The sequence below is a fragment of the Oribacterium sp. KHPX15 genome (assembly GCF_900107835.1).
In the GTDB taxonomy this organism is placed as follows: Bacteria; Bacillota; Clostridia; order Lachnospirales; family Lachnospiraceae; genus Oribacterium.
The window spans coordinates 110137-127175 of the sequence record NZ_FNRG01000005.1 but is presented as its reverse complement, the minus strand read 5'-3'; the positions used below and the strand labels follow the sequence as shown (position 1 = coordinate 127175).

16 protein-coding genes are annotated in these 17039 nt (G+C 42.3%); 5 read left to right on the top strand and 11 right to left on the bottom strand.

Annotated elements, in window-relative coordinates; translation table 11 throughout:
• Positions 1 to 59: 59 nt before the first annotated feature.
• The 5 genes from BLV86_RS05275 (at position 60) to BLV86_RS05255 (ending at position 6020) form a co-directional block, all read left to right on the top strand.
• On the top strand, positions 60 to 1385 hold the full coding sequence (locus BLV86_RS05275) for an alpha-amylase family glycosyl hydrolase (RefSeq protein ID WP_090815403.1): 1326 nt from the start codon (positions 60 to 62) through the stop codon (positions 1383 to 1385).
• Positions 1386 to 1544: 159 nt separating this feature from the next.
• The gene (gene glgB / locus BLV86_RS05270) at positions 1545 to 3443 is read left to right on the top strand and encodes a 1,4-alpha-glucan branching protein GlgB (RefSeq protein WP_090815440.1); all 1899 of its coding nucleotides are present in this window, start codon (positions 1545 to 1547) and stop codon (positions 3441 to 3443) included.
• Between the two features lie 142 nt (positions 3444 to 3585).
• Positions 3586 to 4335: a phosphotransferase gene (locus tag BLV86_RS05265; protein WP_031551919.1), complete on the top strand. Its 750-nt coding sequence runs from the start codon at positions 3586 to 3588 to the stop codon at positions 4333 to 4335.
• A gap of 155 nt (positions 4336 to 4490) precedes the next feature.
• Positions 4491 to 5246 carry a tRNA threonylcarbamoyladenosine dehydratase gene (locus tag BLV86_RS05260; protein ID WP_090815401.1) on the top strand — a complete coding sequence of 252 codons (756 nt, stop codon included), beginning with the start codon at positions 4491 to 4493 and terminating at the stop codon, positions 5244 to 5246.
• Between the two features lie 141 nt (positions 5247 to 5387).
• Positions 5388 to 6020: a hypothetical protein gene (locus BLV86_RS05255; RefSeq protein WP_090815399.1), complete on the top strand. Its 633-nt coding sequence runs from the start codon at positions 5388 to 5390 to the stop codon at positions 6018 to 6020.
• 80 nt (positions 6021 to 6100) lie between these two features.
• Here the strand turns inward: BLV86_RS05255 and BLV86_RS05250 are convergent, their stop codons facing one another.
• The 11 genes from BLV86_RS05250 to BLV86_RS05200 form a co-directional block, all read right to left on the bottom strand.
• The gene (locus BLV86_RS05250; RefSeq protein WP_090815397.1) at positions 6101 to 7345 is read right to left on the bottom strand and encodes a DUF6382 domain-containing protein; all 1245 of its coding nucleotides are present in this window, start codon (positions 7343 to 7345) and stop codon (positions 6101 to 6103) included.
• Between the two features lie 2 nt (positions 7346 to 7347).
• A complete protein-coding gene (locus BLV86_RS05245; protein ID WP_031551929.1) occupies positions 7348 to 7584 on the bottom strand; it encodes a hypothetical protein in 237 nt (78 codons plus the stop codon).
• A 19-nt stretch (positions 7585 to 7603) separates the two neighbouring features.
• Positions 7604 to 8089, bottom strand: coding sequence for a prepilin peptidase (locus tag BLV86_RS05240; RefSeq protein ID WP_175456443.1), 486 nt, complete (start codon positions 8087 to 8089; stop codon positions 7604 to 7606).
• A gap of 7 nt (positions 8090 to 8096) precedes the next feature.
• On the bottom strand, positions 8097 to 9005 hold the full coding sequence (locus tag BLV86_RS05235) for a hypothetical protein (RefSeq protein WP_090815394.1): 909 nt from the start codon (positions 9003 to 9005) through the stop codon (positions 8097 to 8099).
• A gap of 11 nt (positions 9006 to 9016) precedes the next feature.
• On the bottom strand, positions 9017 to 11041 hold the full coding sequence (locus tag BLV86_RS05230; RefSeq protein WP_090815392.1) for a DUF5702 domain-containing protein: 2025 nt from the start codon (positions 11039 to 11041) through the stop codon (positions 9017 to 9019).
• Entirely contained in the window at positions 11041 to 11370 is a 330-nt protein-coding gene (locus BLV86_RS18745; protein WP_330386199.1) for a Flp1 family type IVb pilin, read from the bottom strand. Before BLV86_RS18745 ends, BLV86_RS05230 begins: the two co-directional genes overlap by 1 nt.
• A 195-nt stretch (positions 11371 to 11565) precedes the next feature.
• A complete protein-coding gene (locus BLV86_RS05220) occupies positions 11566 to 12963 on the bottom strand; it encodes a type II secretion system F family protein (protein ID WP_090815390.1) in 1398 nt (465 codons plus the stop codon).
• A gap of 4 nt (positions 12964 to 12967) precedes the next feature.
• Entirely contained in the window at positions 12968 to 13627 is a 660-nt protein-coding gene (locus BLV86_RS05215; protein WP_242873239.1) for a type II secretion system F family protein, read from the bottom strand.
• A 64-nt stretch (positions 13628 to 13691) separates the two neighbouring features.
• Complete coding sequence (locus BLV86_RS05210; protein WP_090815386.1) at positions 13692 to 14867, bottom strand: CpaF family protein; 1176 nt, start codon at positions 14865 to 14867, stop codon at positions 13692 to 13694.
• A gap of 2 nt (positions 14868 to 14869) precedes the next feature.
• Positions 14870 to 16024 carry a P-loop NTPase family protein gene (locus BLV86_RS05205; protein ID WP_090815385.1) on the bottom strand — a complete coding sequence of 385 codons (1155 nt, stop codon included), beginning with the start codon at positions 16022 to 16024 and terminating at the stop codon, positions 14870 to 14872.
• Between the two features lie 36 nt (positions 16025 to 16060).
• Positions 16061 to 16696: a prepilin peptidase gene (locus BLV86_RS05200; protein WP_090815382.1), complete on the bottom strand. Its 636-nt coding sequence runs from the start codon at positions 16694 to 16696 to the stop codon at positions 16061 to 16063.
• Positions 16697 to 17039 lie beyond the last annotated feature (343 nt).

The window sequence follows — 17039 nt, the reverse complement described above, 5'->3', positions numbered from 1 at the left end:
GAAAGAATCCTTTATCGACTGATGACCATTGCAGAATTTTTTTTACATACGGAGGAAATATGGCCTGGTACGATAGTGCAATTTTTTATCATATGTACCCACTTGGTATGGTGGGAGCCGAAAAAGTGAATGATGGCGGAAAAGTGAAACGCCGCTTTGATCAGCTTACGGCTTTTATCCCCTATCTTAAGGTACTTGGATGTGACGCCATATACATTGGACCGCTCTTTGAGTCCGGAAGTCATGGATATGACACCACTGATTACAAAACCGTAGACCGTAGACTTGGTACCAATGATGACTTTCGGAAATTTGTGGACACGGCCCATAATTACGGCATCCATGTGATAGTTGACACAGTTTTCAACCACACCGGCAGAGACTTTTTTGCATTCAAGGATATAAGGGAAAAGGGACCGGACAGTCAGTATAAGGACTGGTACAAAGGCATCAACTTCGGAGGCCGTTCACCTAGAGGTGATAATTTCAGCTATTCCGCCTGGAGAGGGGCATGGGAGCTTCCTGAGCTTAACTTCAATAATGAGCATATGCGGAAATATCTCATTGAAGTGGTTCAGTACTGGGTGGATACCTTTGATATTGACGGACTGAGACTTGACTGCGCGGATGTTCTGGATATCAATTTCCAAAAGTCACTCCGATACTTTACAACTCAGATGAAACCTGATTTCTGGCTTATGGGAGAGGTTATACACGGTGAATATCCGAGATGGGTTAATGCTGAGACCCTGCATTCAGTCACAAACTATGAGCTTCATAAATCCATATATAGCGGTTTTAACAGCCACAATTTCTTTGAGATTGCCCATAACTTAAACCGTAATATGAATATCGCGAGGGATCTTTATCTGTTCCTTGAGAACCATGATGTGGACAGGATCGCTTCAAAGCTTGAGAATAAAGATAACCTTAAGCCCTGTTACATGGCCCTTTTCACAATGCCGGGTAAGCCTTCGATTTATTATGGCGGTGAATTCGGACTGGAGGGAAAGAAAAAGGACGGATGTGATGACAGTCCTCTGAGACCTTCCATCAATATTGATGAAATGAAGCCAAACAGTTTTACTTCCTTTGTGGCCAAGCTTGCGGAGATTCACGGCAAGAATTCAGAGCTTCATATGGGACAGTATAAAGAGCTTTATCTTCAGTGTAAGCAATGGGCATATGCCCGGGTAGATACAAACAGTGCGGTGATAACGGCACTTAACAATGCCGAAGAACCGGCTGTGTTTTATGTAACCCTGCCTGTAAAGGGTAATGTTGCCTTTGATCTCATAACGGAAGAGGAAATTGAGATAGAGCAGGACGACAGGATCATGATAAATCTTGAACCGAATTCGGGGAAGATTATAAAGATAAAGTGAGATAAACAAACATTATTAATATGGAGGAAAAGAATGTCATCTAGGTCATCAAGAAGAAAAAAAATAACCAAACCAAAGGTAGAAAAAAGTAACGTAGTGATAAACACCACACCCGCTCCCGCAGTATCCGTTGATGCACCAAAACAAAAGAGGCAGGATATGGAAGAATTGGATCCCGTATTTTTAACTCAGTTGGACCGTTATCTTTTTGGTGAAGGCAGAAATTACAAAATTTACCAGAAGATGGGAGCCCATCCTGCTGTACTGAACGGAAAGAAGGGAATGCATTTTGCCGTCTGGGCTCCTCACGCAAAGGCGGTAGCCATCGTTTGCGACAGAAACGGATGGGATGTGGAAGCGAATTATATGCTTCCTCTGGAGGATAGCGGAATATATGAAGGCTTTATAGAGAACATGGGTTATGATGAGCTTTATAAGTTCGCCATACATACCCAGAGAGGCGAGATATTATATAAAGCCGATCCTTATGCATTCTCTGCAGAATACAGACCCGGAACCGCATCCAAAACTGCAGATGTGGCAGGGTATCCCTGGGGTGATGGTGAGTGGCTCAGCAAAAGAGCTGCAACTCCTACATTTGCACAGCCCATGGCTATTTACGAATGTCATATAGGTTCATGGCGTAAGAAAAACCGGGAAGAGAAGAACGGTTTCTATAATTACAGAGAGGCAGCAGATGAGCTTGCACAGTACTGTAATGACATGGGATACACTCACGTGGAGCTCATGGGAATAGCTGAACACCCTCTGGATGCCAGCTGGGGTTATCAGGTTACCGGTTATTTTGCACCTACCAGCAGATATGGTTCTCCCAAGGATTTCATGTACATGGTGGATCATCTTCACCAGAAGGGAATCGGAGTAATCCTTGACTGGGTTCCTGCACACTTCCCGAAGGATGCCCAGGGACTTGCGGATTTTGACGGTACCCCTACCTATGAATATCCGGATCCACGTATGGGAGAGCATCCCGACTGGGGTACAAAGATATTCAACTACAGCAAGAATGAGGTAAAGAATTTCCTGATCGGAAATGCTCTTTACTGGTATGACGAGTACCATATAGACGGACTTCGTGTGGATGCGGTTGCATCAATGTTATACCTTGACTATGGACGTAAGGATGGCCAGTGGGTTCCAAACAAGTTTGGAGGCAACGGAAATCTTGATGCCATGGAGTTCTTCAAGCATCTCAATTCCGTAATACGCGGAAGAAAAGACGGAACCATGATCATCGCAGAGGAGTCCACAGCCTGGCCGAAGGTAACAACTCCTCCGGAGGATGATGGTCTGGGATTTACTTATAAATGGAATATGGGCTGGATGCATGACTTCCTTGATTACATGAAGTTGGATCCGTTATTCCGTAAGGGTGCCCACAACCTTATGACCTTCGGTATGAGCTATGCCACTGCCGAAAAATTCATTCTTGTGCTTTCACATGATGAGGTAGTGCATCTTAAGTGTTCCATGATAAACAAGATGCCCGGAATTTATGAGGACAAGTTCAGAAATCTGAAGTGCGGTTATCTGTTCATGTTTGGTCATGCCGGAAAGAAACTTCTTTTCATGGGACAGGACTTCGCCCAGCTCCATGAGTGGAATGAGAACGTGGCTCTGGACTGGTATCTCACCGATGAACCATGGCATAAGAACGTCCATGATTTTATGAGGGATGTCCTTCATATGTATAGAAAGTATCCTGCCTTATGGGAGCTTGATGACAGCTGGCAGGGATTTGAGTGGATCAATGCCGATGATAATGACAGATCCATTTTCAGCTTTATACGAAAGGACAAGACCGGAAAGAACAGCCTTCTCTTCGTTATCAATATGACTCCTATGGAAAGAAAGGACTACATGGTAGGAGCTCCCATAAAGACCAAATATACTTTGATCCTGGATGAAAACGGAAACACAAGAGCGGATGCAAAGAATGTTTATCTTGCAGAAAAAGGAGAATGCGACGGTAAACCGTTCCGTATCAAATATTCATTACCGGCTTACGGATGCGCAGTATTCAGGTTCAATTACTGATAATAAAAAATTTGTTATTTTTTTAACGAATTTTGTTTCCTTTTGGAAAACACTGTAGTATGATAGGTTTATCCAAAGAACGGATGGACATTTTTAGAACGACAGTGAATACATAAGGGTTATATGTAAAGGAGACAGGAACATGGCAAGAGAGTTATTATCACAAAAAGCAACTCAGAGTGTTTATCGCGACGGAGATAAAATCTTAAAGATATTTGCCAAAGATTTTGATAAGTCTGAAGTTTTCCATGAGGCATTTATCAACACTCGTGTTGAGAATATCGATGGGATAAACGTTCCAAAGATAACAGGAGTCAGATTTGAAGACGGACAGTGGCTCATCGAAAAAGAGTATGTTGAAGGAAAGACACTTCAGCAGCTTATGGATGAAAACCCGGATAAGCTTGATGAGTATATCGGAAAAATGGTAGACCTTCAGCTTCTTATGTTCACAAAGAAGGCACCTCTTCTTCAGAAGCTGAGAGACAAGCTTACATATCAGATCAATGGATTAAACACCATTGATTCAAGCACCAGATATGAGCTTCTTACAAGACTTGAATCTATGCCAAAGCACTTTAAGCTTTTGCACGGAGATTTCAGACCTTCAAACATCATCGTTAAGGATGACGGAAGTATGTATCTTATTGACTGGGTACATGCATCACAGGGTAATGCCAGTGCGGATGTTGCAAGAACTTATACCATTCTGTATCTTAAGAATAAGGATGCAGCTGAGAAGTATTATGCTGATTTCTGTGCAAAGACAAATACAGATAAGAGCTATGTACATAAGTGGCTGCCTATCGTTGCAGCAGCAAATCTTACCAAGAACAGACCTGAAGAGAAAGAGATTCTCGAAAGCTGGCTTAACGTTGCAGATTTGATGTAAACAAAGTATGATGAAACCGTCGCCGTGAGGGCGACGGTTTTTTTAGTGATAAAGCCGTCAAGCGGGCGTTGTGCTTTTATAAACCCACATTTGACGGCTAACGGGAAATCGAGTAGGTAATAATCTCTGCTCGATTTTATAGGAAAGGGTTTGATATGGAATCTACATTCAGCAGAACTGAAATACTTCTCGGAAAAGAGGCTGTGGAAAAACTTAAAAATAAAAGAGTGATAGTGTTTGGTGTCGGAGGTGTCGGAGGATATGTATGTGAAGTACTGGCCAGAACCGGAGTAGGCAGCATAGACCTGGTGGATAATGACACCGTTAACGAATCCAATATCAACCGCCAGATCATAGCCACGAGAAAAACCATCGGAAGATATAAAGTTGATGTAATGGCAGAGAGGATAAACGACATAAATCCCGGGTGCAGAGTTAATGCACACAGGATGTTTTTTCTTCCTGAAAACAGTCATGAATTTGATTTCAGGGAATATGACTATGTTGTGGATGCTGTAGACACCGTAACAGCAAAGATACAGATAATAACAGCCTGCCATGAAGCCGGGACTCCGGTACTAAGCAGTATGGGAGCCGGCAATAAGCTTGATCCTACAAAGTTTCAGGTTGCTGACATATATAAAACCTCTATAGATCCACTGGCCAGGGTTATGCGCCGGGAACTTAAAAAAAGAGGCATTAAGAAGCTTAAAGTTGTTTTCTCCACAGAATTACCTGTAAAGCCAAAGGAAAATGTGGATAAAGCGTCGGAGGATTCTGAAGCTTACAATTCTGAAACCGCTGCTTCCGGAGCTTTCAAAAAGGCAACCCCCGGATCTGTGGCATTTGTACCTGCTGTTGCAGGAATGATAATTGGTGGAGAAGTTATAAAGGATCTTATAAAAGACTAGTAAAAACTGCCCGGAATTATTAAAATAAAGAAAGATATTTAATTTCGCGGGGGTTGGTATATTTTTAGTTAATCTTAGTAAGAGAACCACTGCTTTAATGATTGTAACTACAGAATAGTTTTTTTATCGAGAGGTGACTTTATGAAGAGATGGTATAGTGAAGAGAGGGTTGTATTACTTTTAAAACAGGAAGATTTTGCATCAATATATCCCAGATACCTTAAAAGCAACATAAAGTATATCCAGGGTGAATGGTTGAAGGATATGAGAGATCCCAACACACCGAGTGTCACCATGGAGCAGTTCGTTAACCGGGACATTGTTGGTTCAGTCAAATGGATAAGAGCTGAGTTTGCCGGAAGCAAGGGTGATGAGGAATCCCAGTTTTTTGATCTTTATGCTGTTGACGGAAATAAGGAAGGGGTCAGCATAGTTTTCACTCCGTTTATCTCCGTTGATGGCTTCGGAAATACAGGCTTTAACAATAAGAGAATAAAGACAGATCTTTCAGATGTGGAAAAGGTTTACTATGTTCTTCCGAACAGACCGGAATTCAGTGATATGATAGGTGCTATATCCGGAAAGGCTTATTCTGCCATTGCGCTCAATCAGGAGTTCAGAAAAAAGCTTGGTGAGTACCTTCCTGATAACTTTGCGTTGGAAAAACATATCGGAATACTGAATTATACCTACGAAAGAGATCTGGATGCAGAAGAAAAAGCGGCAGAGGAAGCAAATGCAGCAGAGGAAGCTAAAGAAGCTGAGGAGAAGTAAGCAGCAGAGTAGTACTGTGAAAAATAGCTTCACATCACCATCTGTGCCGCAGTTTGACAGTGGAATGGAATTAATATGTATCATGCAACCTGAGCTTCATCAGGCATTTTATGCATGATGAGATCAAGTAATATCATAAGAGACAGGCCTACTTCTAAAGCCATGATGAGAGGAAGGGTTTTTCTAAATACAAAAGCACCTTTCAGGAACCAGACGAGAGATGGAATCAGGATCATAAGAAGAACAGAAAGCAAAATCTTTCCCTTAAGAGAATGATCCCCGGATTTAGAATCAAGCCTGTCTTTTATTGTTGCTTCATTCTGCAAAGTTTCAGTTTTTCTGTTTTCTTTGGACTTATGGATCTGTGGGAATGTAAATATTCCGAACAGATTTGCATCCTCAGGTTCTGCCAGATTACGAACCTCCACATTTTGAGAAAGATCATTATTCGGGTATTTATCCTTGCCGTAATCTGAAGGGAAGGAGATATTACCTGTACCGGTTTCCGGATATGAGGATACGGAAGACAGAGGTATGTTATCGAAGGAAGATCCGGAGACCCCATCATACTTTTCACCCTTTAGCTGAGCTTTCAGCTTCATAAATTCAGTATCTTCACAAGCTTCATTACTGTATGTAAGAGTTGAGGAAGAATCTTTACCGGTATTGTTCAGGATTATCCCGGCATCCACAGGTCTGAAAATGCCATCCTTCGATATGAGACCCGGATGTTTTTTGGGATTCTCAACAGCAGCATTCTTTATTTCCTTTTCTTTCTCTATGTTTGTGCGCACGATACGCATGAGGTCGGTCAACTGATAGAACTCCTTGCCTGTTTCCTGGAATAAGGAATAGCCGATGATGACGGCTCTGTCATCTTCATAATCAATATGCTTTAAAACATATGTGAGAAGCTCTGTAAGTTCATCCCGGAAAACATTGTCATATGCCGGAATCAGCGTAAAAAGCCACTTGTTATTATCCGGATTGTAGAAAACGGAAGATGGGGAAAGGAATACGGAGTTTTCAGAGATCATATACTCTTCCAGGGAGGAAAGAAAATCATTGAGACACTCCATAAAGACTGAGATGTCCAGGTGGGATAATGCTTTTGTTTCAAAAAGACTGTTCATGGGTTCAAGACCGGTGACATTGTAGCTTAAGATCGTACCTTCCGGTGAATGTTCATAAACTAAAGGTAAAGCACCGGGTACAGGGGTTTCTTTTAAAAGCTTTGTTTCATATGCTTCCGGTGATATATCCATATTCCTGATGTTCATGAAACTGTGTGTAAGTGAATGTTCAAAACTGATATTTTTTTCCATGATTAGGACTCTCCTTCTTCTGCAGGATCCATGTCCTGCTCAAATATACTGATTTCCCGAATGAAATTTTCCGGTTTAAATATTTTTTCACCATCCTGTTTATGGCTGTCCACTTCCTCTTCGATGGCAGTTCTTGTGAAATTATTGATCTTTGATTGAAGGTGGACGGCTCCGTTTATCAAAGTAGCTATAACTAAAAAAGTAAAGCTTAGTACATAGGTGGCTTCAATTGTGTTCATGGTTACTCCGGGTTAGAGATTAAAGGTTAAGATTCATAAGAATTGGGTAAAGCCCCGGCAGCATAAGGGGTATAAGGGGCAGTGACATATGGTGTAGATCCTTGTTTTTCATCTTTCCGTAAATAAGCATTACAGCACTTACCATAAATGCTGAAAGAAAGCCGCTGATAAAGATAAAAAGTATGGATCTCAGATCGATATAAAGGGCTGAAATGGTCATAAATATGGCATCTCCTATTCCGAGAGATCCCCTTGAAACTATGCTAACAAAAAGTAACAGGAGACCCGGAAGAAATCGCAGGACCAGCTCGTTCAATACAGGGAAGTCAAAAGCTGTCACGGTGAAAATGTTCAGGTACAGGAACAAAGGGAATCCTGTAAGGATAAAAATAAGATGTATCATAGTTGGCACAGCTCTGTATTTCAGATCAAATGCACAGGCTAAGAAAAAATAAAACAGAAAAATTAAAAAACAGGCTTTAAATAAAATAATTGTATTTAACATATGGATTCTAACCGCAGCGAATGCAGCCATGTTTGCCCATAGCCTCTGCTTCGGATTTTTTAAAGGGTTGAATGTAACTTGATAAGGTTTTACAAGTGGGAGTACTGTGATAGCTTCTGGCACCGCTGGTATAGTATACAACTGACATTCTTGTATTTGGTCTGCAGGAGGCACAGGGAGAAAATCGTCCTCCAAACTTCGTTCGAAGGGTTTTCATTTCTTCTCCGGAAGCCTTATGTATTTCATGAGTTATATAGGTACAGTCCATGGTAGTGTGATAAACATCGCTTTCCTTTGTACTTACATAAACCGTGATATCATCCTTTATTCCGGTGTTTCCGTTATCTTCCATCCACCGGTTTCCATCTGCACCTATCCATGCTCTCCTGCTGCTTACTACCTGCTGCTCAATACTGTTCAGGCCAAAAACCGAAAAAGGTAATACGGCATCATAATCAGCCACATACTTGATGTTTTTATCGGTTACCTCGGAATCCTTAAGCATATCGATATGTGCCATCCCCGGCTGCTCTATCTGGTGACCGAGAGCAAGGGCGGAAAGGGTGGTTTCAAAGCTGCTTACCATATCTTTATCCAGCTTCAGGGTTCCGTCTTTCCTTGTGTAGTATTCAATGTATTTTTCCTGAGCCACCATTCGGGAATTTTCTTCAAGGATCATAAGAGCATTACGCTGGTGGTTCAGGATCAACATGGGTGTCATGAGGACAACGCAGGCAAAAATGAGCAGTGTTAATGAGAGAGTTGCCTCCACCGTATATGAAGAACGGCATGATGAATGAAGAAAAGTATTAAGTTGTGTGATATATTTGTTTTTATTTTTATTTTCTGATTGCGTTTGTTCGTACTTGGAGTTTTGAAATAAGCGCAATGTACGTTTAAATACTTTCTTTTTCATGTCGGACTCACTTAATGGGTATCATTTTTATATTTGTAATAGGTTGAAACCTGGAAAGAGTAATCTTTTTCGGGAACATTTCCTGCTGCCAGATTCAAAATTCCGGTACCGTACATAACGTGCCTTGTATCAGGCTCAATGTCTATCTCGAGAGCATAGAGACATTCGTCTATGGAGAATGTTGACTCCGGATCCTTTCCGATGGTGCGAAGGTTTCTTTCTATGCGGCTGAGCATCCTTTTATTGACCAGAGTCTGATCAATGATGCCCTGTCCCAGCAAAAAGGTTCTTAAGTAATCTCTGTAGGACAGGCCTTTTTTTGCTGTATTATCTGCTTCTATGGATCGGCTGCTTCCGAAATCCAGCAAGTCGCCTATATCCATTGACCAGGTTTCTGAATCATGGAAAACAGGGACACGACCATTTGAAAGCAGTGTCTTAACGTCTTTTATGGATTGGGCAAGTGCCCAGATTCCAAGTACAAAGAAGGTGAAAACCGATATAAGGGCAGGGTTTGCGGTTACACATAAAAAGGCAGTAACGAAAGCCCTGGCTTCATTTCTTTTAGCGGTATCTGTATAGAGATATATGAGATTGAGACCTTCTCTCAGAGTGACAAGCTTAGTGACAAATTCGGAAAGATTATCATAATCACTTTCCTTGCCTTCCAACAGGTACTCAAGTTCAAGACCTGTATTTCCGCTTGGGGGAAGAGATTCTTTATTCTGGGTACCCTGATGATAGTAGTTGAAATACTTCATAGCGTATTCACCCATAAGAGCGATTTCCACCGGATTGGCTGTGGAATCCGTCATAAAATGTGGATTACTGTCATTAACCTTTGTTTTGGATGGAATTGCCTGACCTTCAGGGAGTACCAGGGAGAGGAGTTCGCCCTCTAAAAAGGTGCTGATATTGTCGAGAAGCTGCTTGTTATGGCTGTTTATCTCGGATACCTCACCGTTATATGCAACAAGTGGAAAACTGTTCCAGTCTCCTGAGGCACTGCTGTAAAAGGCGGTTATTTCAGCTTCAAAATCATAATCCTCATCCTCATCGTCATCACATTCTTCCATCGCTTCCTGAAGCCACTCTTCAAATTCCTGAACGTCGGTTTCCACCCGGTCGGCATCGACCCGAAGCCGGGAAGTTTTTTCCGGCATGGCTTCTATTTCTGATCTTACGGCCCCGGTTCCCGAAACGTAGCTTTCGTATTCGGAAATCTCTGCTTCTATGGCAGCGATGCCCTCTTCGGAAAGTGAAGACTTACGGGATTCGAAATCGCTCCTTAGTTCAGAGACTTTCTCTGCAAGAGAATCTGCTGCGGCAGTGTAATCGGAAACTGACGAATCTATTTTGTCAAGAGACCCCATAAAATTGTCTTTTGAACCGTAGAACCCGTCAGGAGATTCATTTTTAAGATCTGACCAGGCGTCATGGTGACATGCATTGGCGTTTTTGGCAGAGGCATCAACATTGAAAATCGCATCCTCCACAGCCTTTAGATCATTGGAATCAAGGGCATACTTCTTTTGGAGTTCCCTGATTTCAGAGGTTTCGGTAGTGCGTTTAAAGATATTCTGCATTTCCTCAGAGAGATAGGATTCGTTTTTATCGGAACCCGCAAAACGGATCATAGAATCAATCATGCCGTACTTCATGTATTCAAGAATTTCCTCCTGAAAACAGGTATCCTCGGTGATATGCAGATGACTGTTAAGGTCAATGTTGTCCTCCTTCAGATTACCCGGAAAAAGATTATGGGCACTTCTGTAGGGCTCGGAAAAATCATAGAACTCTTCAATGAGATCCCCGTCTGTCCGGTACTGAAGACCGAGGAGACGATAGTTTTCCCAAAGTCCCCGGTGGTACTGCGAAAAAAGTGATTCCATTGAAGCATCCGCCGCGACCTGCCAGTAGAACCGTTCTCCGACGGTTCTGCAGGATTCTGTAATTGTCAGCAGTAAAGCGGCTATCATGGTGAAGCTAAGTGCCATAAATATGGTCACTGAGGATTTTGTTTCTTTCTTTAACATCAATATACGCTTTGTGCTGAGCTGTCGATCTGGTCGAAGATGTTGGTGAGGAGGTCATTGATCCTTCCTTTGAATACAAGTACAAGGGCAATGAGTACTACCAGAATCAGTACCATCTCAATAGTTCCGATTCCGGATTCACCGTTGATGACATAATCCATGTGGGATCTAAGGGCTCTCTTTGCCTTCTGATCGCAGCAGAAAAGAGTAAACTGAAGTCCTTTGAAAAATTCAATTACTTTTCTTGCCAGATACTCAAGGGGACCAAAGGGGCCGAAAGCTAAAACAGATAAAGGTGATGAGTGCATAGTAGTTGTTGTGATGTTCATTTTAAATCTCCTTCTGAGGATTATTCCTCGTTAAATTAAGTATTAAGTGGCACTATGGTGACACTTTTTGAATGATTTTGCCGGGATTAACCCCGGAGAAAAACAGTTTGACAGTAGTTTGAGAGTCAAACCGGATCTTATATTGAACCGGACATTAATCCGGAAAAAGAGGGGGTAAAAGTGAATGTCAAAGCATTATCTTATGGCTGTGAGAGCCGGAACGATAACTATGACCATCACTATGCCGAGTAATAGAAACAAGGGCAGCAGCAGTTTGGTGCCGGCCTCTTCACCCAGACGTTTGGCTGTGGTTTTTCGCTGCTCGAAAGCATCATTCATTTCGAGCTCCAGCATGGCTCTGAGATTTTTTGTTCCTGTACGGCGGTTTTGCTCAATAAGAGATACAAGTTTTGTATAAGACTTAAGATTTATGCGTCGCCCAAGGTCAAGATAAACCTCGGATTCCGGCATATTTCTATTGAACTGAAAACAAAGTGTTCTTAACTCCTGATAGAGAGGACGATCCGGTTTAAGCTTTCTTTGTACCAGATTGTCGTAGCCTTTTGAAATAGTTATAAAGGCATTTTTTATGGTAAGCCCGGCTCCGGTATAGACCATAAGTTTTGACACAAGATCGGAATAATCAAGCATGAGAAGAGTTTCTTTTTTCTTTTTTTCTTCCTTTGCAACAGAACCCTGACGAAGATATAAAGCCATGGCAGCGATTAAACCGAGAAGAGGCATAAAAAGATAGGTTTGATCTGAAGGTTCATGATAGCTTATGGACCTTCCCTCGTGTTCAGTTGGAAGAGTTACGGAATCATTACCGAGAGCGGACATATCTGCTGCACTTATCTTTTCCTTAAGGCTTCTAAGGAGAAGCTCATATTCACTGAATTCGGGAGGGATTATATTAACATAGATCTTGTATGGCTCGGAATGATACTTGACCTTTGTGTAGTCTTTGGAGGTTCCACCCTGAGAATCAGTCTCCTCCGGAACTATAAAGGTACTCATAACAAGTGAAAGGTAGCCTGTAACAACTTCACCTTCAGGTATGGTATCATTATGAACCTGACCGTTATCATCGATAAGATGTCTGTATTTTCTGTAGGATTCCTGATCCCCGGTTTCGGGATAGAAATCCCATGACAGGTCGACGCCTCTTTCTTTAAGCCTGGTTACAAGGTTTAGATCATGACTTACAGCCGCAAGACTTTCACCCTCGTCCTTTATGATTATGCCTTCGATATTTTCGACGATATCCTGAAATACCAGGTCAGCTTCCTCTTTACTGTAACGTCTGGGACTTACTTTTATATCCAGGGATACATCCGAGTCGTCACGTAAACCTGAAACCTCCAGAGTGAGATTCCTGTCACTGCTTCCATAGCTGTTTCTTTCTATAAGGTTTCCGCCTGTGATAATGTTCCCGGACTGGGAGCTAAGAAAAACCAGAACACTGAGTATCAGCGATACTCCTATACAAAGCATCTGCTCCTTCAGTAGTTTTCGGGGAATCTTCCTGAGCTTCACTGAAAGCTGTCTCATCCTGTTTTGAAAAGCTGTAATTAATGTTTTTTTAGCTTTCATTTGGTTACACCTCTATATCCATAATGCGATTTGCAAGATAAACTGCAAGACAATACAAAAGAAGGCATACAGTCATAGTTATTCGGCCCAGGGTCTGGGTGTAAAGAGTCATGAAAAAGTCCGGGGAAGAAAGATTCATATAGATTATGATGACAAAGGGGATGAGATTCATGACCTTCTGTTCATACTGCTTTGATGCATTCAAAGTTTTGATATCCTCCATTATCTGAACCTTGTCTCTTATGATGCCTGAGGTGTGTGCGATGATCTGAACAAGGTTTCCGCCGTTCCTTTTTGCGGCGATGAAGATTTCTGCGAAATTGGATACATCATCAAGACCCGAACGATAGGCAAAATCCGATAGCATATCCTCTAAAGGCTTGTTAAGATCCATGCCCTTGGTGAAGTGTTCAAATTCCCTTACTATGAGCGCATCCTCAGAAAACATGTGCTTAAGCTCGGGAACCGAGACCCTGAAAGCATTTTCCGTTGAGTAACCCGCACTAAGGAATGAGGATAATGTAGACAGGGCCTCTTTGAACTGTTCCAGCAGCTGCTCACGTCTTTTTTCCACCAGAGTTTTTTTGATAAGAAAAGGGTAAATGAGACATACGGGCAGTGCTGCCAGAAACACCGGCTTACTCTGGTAAAATGTATAGCTCACCAGTGCATCAGCTGCCACAGCTGTAAGAACATGCCGGAGATATTCCGGTATGGTGAAATAGTAATCATTGTAATTTATTAATGAGTTTGTCTGTTTGTTTAAGGGCCGAAAGCTTCTGAAGCTTTTCACCATCGAATTTATAAAGCGGGTTAAGGACGATCTCTCCGTTTTCAACTCCAAGTACCTCCGATATTTCTAAAACACGTCTTTTCCGGTCATTTGTTCTGCCCAGGTGAATGACTACATCTATGGCAGAAGCGATCATATTTCTTATGGCGGGAAGAGGCAGATCTGCTGCCTGAAGTATCATAACCTCCATACGTTTCAGCATGTCTTTTGCAGAGTTAGCGTGACCTGTACTGATGGATCCGTCGTGTCCCGTATTCATGGCATTAAGCATATCAAGGGCCTCTCCGCCTCTGACCTCACCAACGATGATACGGTTTGGAGACATTCGAAGGGACGCCTTTATAAGGTCCGCCATACTCACCTGACCTTCACCTTCGGAATTTGCATTTCTGGTTTCCATGGAGACCAGATTATGGACATTCCGGATCTGGAGCTCCGCGGAATCCTCGATGGTGATGACTCTTTCCTCAGCCGGTATGTACTGGCTTAAAGCATTAAGGAAGGTGGTCTTCCCGCTGTTGGTACCTCCGGAAATGAAGATGTTGTAGCCTGCTCTGGTAAGATCCTTAACAAAGGCTGCCGCTTCTTCCGACAGGGATTTATAACTTATGAGCTTATCCATGGTGATGGGCTCCGGGAATTTACGAATGGTAAGAGTAGGCCCCTTTAATGCTATGGGCGGGAGAACCACGTGGACTCTGGAACCGTCGGAAAGACGGGCGTCTACGATGGGATTGGAAGTATTAACGGTACGGTTAACCTTACTAACTATAGACTGAATGACTTCTTCAAGCTGATCCTCGGATTCAAAGCTTCTGTTCCACTTTTCCTGATGACCGAAACGTTCGATAAAGATTTCCTTGTGGGAATTTATCATGATCTCTGTTATGGTGGGATCATCCAGCAGCTCGGAAAGAACATCCAGACGACGGAAGCTGTTGAAGATAGCAGAACGTAGATAGAGTCTGTTTTTGAGGCTTAGGTCATTTCGTGACAGCAACAGTTCATCGATCTTTCCGTAGAGTTCTTCGTCCTGAAGGTTCTGCTCGTTTTTGAGATCAGAAAGGATCTCCTGTTTTAGTTCTTTTTTTATTTCATTTAATGTGTTCATATTTATTCATATATATAATTCTGTACTACAGCTTTTGCGAAATTAAGGAGGGGGTCTGAGGGATTCTCCATGGCATCGACATAAGATACGTACTGATCCGTTTCCGGAACCACAATTTTTGATATGTGGCTTAATGCTTCCGGAGCCAGGTTTTTTGAGAGATAGTTTTCCAGCTGAGTTATCTTGCTGTTAGCTTTAATGTCGTCTGTTACCGGCATAAAGGTCCAGTCGCAAAGGGGCAGCATCCCCTCAACGCGGCTTAAAATGCTGTCGGTATCCAGGATGATGGCATCCCTTCCGGAGACAGTTCTTAAGTGTTCGATGAAACCGGCTATTTCCTGGGGACTAAGAGTAGTTATATCCTCCGGAGTCCTAACAGGAAGGATGGAGTCCATCTGTTTATCATGAACGATGAGCTCCTGAAGACGGTTGCCCGTAAGTTTTCCCTCTTTATAAAAGTACATGGCTTCTGACAATGTACCCCGGCACATAATGTCTTCATCCGGCATCTTTTGAGAAGAAACTTCTTCAAGAGTCACATACAGTGGTTTCATATCCTTCTGTAAGACCTTTGTAAGGGCAAGGGCAAAACGGGTTTTCCCGGAACGTCCTACAGGACTGTATATAAGGTATAGTTTTGATCGGCGGCCTGAGTACTCCCTTTTGGAATCTGATTTTTTCTGCCCGTAGACGGTCATGATCTCACGAAGAATGTTTTCGCCGGACTGATACTTATATATACGGTACTTTTCGGCAGGGTCATTACGCTGTCCATCAGCATCCCCGGCTTCAACCGGTGTCTCAGAAAGCTTAATGATGGATTTTGCAGGTATCTGATATAAAAGGTCAGGTTCCGAAACCATGGATCTTCCCGTTTCAAAGGAATACTTCCTGTCATAAGAATCTCCCGGACCATCAGAACCGGAGGAAAAAGAAGATCCGGCATAAGCATTAGCCCCGGAAATTCCGGAATTGTATCTTTTGGCTTCGCTTCCAACAAGCAATTCTATGGGGTGATCCTGGGAAAAATTCACGAGATCATGGTAATTATCGAAAGAGTAAACCGTAAACGGACAGTTCTGATGGTTGGAAGCAAATTTTCTGAACCTGTCACAGTAGGTTTTATCTTCATCAAAGAAAGCAAGAATATGATGCATAAAAACTCCTTATCTTTAGAATGTTCCCTCCTAAGCTCACAAAGGACTCCGGAGTGAAGTAGTGATCAGTCCCGGAATTGCACCGAGAAAAACAGGGATCGCGAGGGGAAGAGTACCTCTTTCCGGGAGTCTCAGGCAGATTTCAAAAATTCTGAAATCTATAAGAAGGCACTTAAGCTCCGGAAAGAGAAACTTTAGCTTTTGTTTGTAGGGGTGATGTAAAGCTTTAGAGATCTTTGTGGGGATAAAAAAGCATTTAGGGGTAATGTTTACTTTTTTACTTCTTGAAGATGCGAAGACTGTTTCAGCTTTGCTGATCAGAATAAATGCAAGAGCTAGGATGAGACCCGGTAGTAATAAATGAAGACCTTTGTAAAAACCGGTCCATGAGATGATAAGAGCGATAAGTTTGGCGTCTCCTGCGCCTGCATTGGTCATAGCGGTGAGAACGGACAGGATCAGAGTTGAGATGAGAAAGGTCAGAAGAAATGAAAGGGAGTATAAGAGGTTTAGGGAACCTGTCATATCCGGAAAAGTGATACATCGGAAATTAAGAAACAATCCGAGTAAAAGATGCATACCTGTAAAAGCGTTTGGTATGCGCCGGTCATATAGATCGGTGAGAGCTGAACCATAAAGGAACAGCGAAAGGACCAGATGAGATACTGTCATGTTGCCTCCGTATGAATTTGTGTGCTCAGTATATGACCGATCTTCAGATATTCCTATAGTCTAAATTATGACAAGGTCTGAAAAGAGACTACGTGTTCTTGAAAAACGGAGCAAAATAGTGAAAAAAGAAAGCCTCATAAATTCCTGAAAAAAGCAGGCAAATGTATAAAAAGTAAAATCTATGGTGAAAATGCACAAAACAAACAGTTTATAAACTTCCTAAAAAAAGTCTAAAATTAGCACTCACCACTTGAAAGTGCTAACAATCGAGATATAATCATTACTATAAAAGAGAAACGCAACGGAAATACTGTATTGTGGGTATCCGGGGCAGGCCGGAACG

Bases quoted from the DNA above. Each gene is read 5' to 3' on its own strand.
- BLV86_RS05275 (WP_090815403.1), top strand. From the start codon at position 60: ATGGCCTGGTACGATAGTGCAATTTTTTATCATATGTACCCACTTGGT.
- glgB (WP_090815440.1), top strand. From the start codon at position 1,545: ATGGAAGAATTGGATCCCGTATTTTTAACTCAGTTGGACCGTTATCTT.
- BLV86_RS05265 (WP_031551919.1), top strand. From the start codon at position 3,586: ATGGCAAGAGAGTTATTATCACAAAAAGCAACTCAGAGTGTTTATCGC.
- BLV86_RS05260 (WP_090815401.1), top strand. From the start codon at position 4,491: ATGGAATCTACATTCAGCAGAACTGAAATACTTCTCGGAAAAGAGGCT.
- BLV86_RS05255 (WP_090815399.1), top strand. From the start codon at position 5,388: ATGAAGAGATGGTATAGTGAAGAGAGGGTTGTATTACTTTTAAAACAG.
- BLV86_RS05250 (WP_090815397.1), bottom strand. From the start codon at position 7,345: ATGGAAAAAAATATCAGTTTTGAACATTCACTTACACACAGTTTCATG.
- BLV86_RS05245 (WP_031551929.1), bottom strand. From the start codon at position 7,584: ATGAACACAATTGAAGCCACCTATGTACTAAGCTTTACTTTTTTAGTT.
- BLV86_RS05240 (WP_175456443.1), bottom strand. From the start codon at position 8,089: ATGTTAAATACAATTATTTTATTTAAAGCCTGTTTTTTAATTTTTCTG.
- BLV86_RS05235 (WP_090815394.1), bottom strand. From the start codon at position 9,005: ATGAAAAAGAAAGTATTTAAACGTACATTGCGCTTATTTCAAAACTCC.
- BLV86_RS05230 (WP_090815392.1), bottom strand. From the start codon at position 11,041: ATGTTAAAGAAAGAAACAAAATCCTCAGTGACCATATTTATGGCACTT.
- BLV86_RS18745 (WP_330386199.1), bottom strand. From the start codon at position 11,370: ATGAACATCACAACAACTACTATGCACTCATCACCTTTATCTGTTTTA.
- BLV86_RS05220 (WP_090815390.1), bottom strand. From the start codon at position 12,963: ATGAAAGCTAAAAAAACATTAATTACAGCTTTTCAAAACAGGATGAGA.
- BLV86_RS05210 (WP_090815386.1), bottom strand. From the start codon at position 14,867: ATGAACACATTAAATGAAATAAAAAAAGAACTAAAACAGGAGATCCTT.
- BLV86_RS05205 (WP_090815385.1), bottom strand. From the start codon at position 16,024: ATGCATCATATTCTTGCTTTCTTTGATGAAGATAAAACCTACTGTGAC.
- BLV86_RS05200 (WP_090815382.1), bottom strand. From the start codon at position 16,696: ATGACAGTATCTCATCTGGTCCTTTCGCTGTTCCTTTATGGTTCAGCT.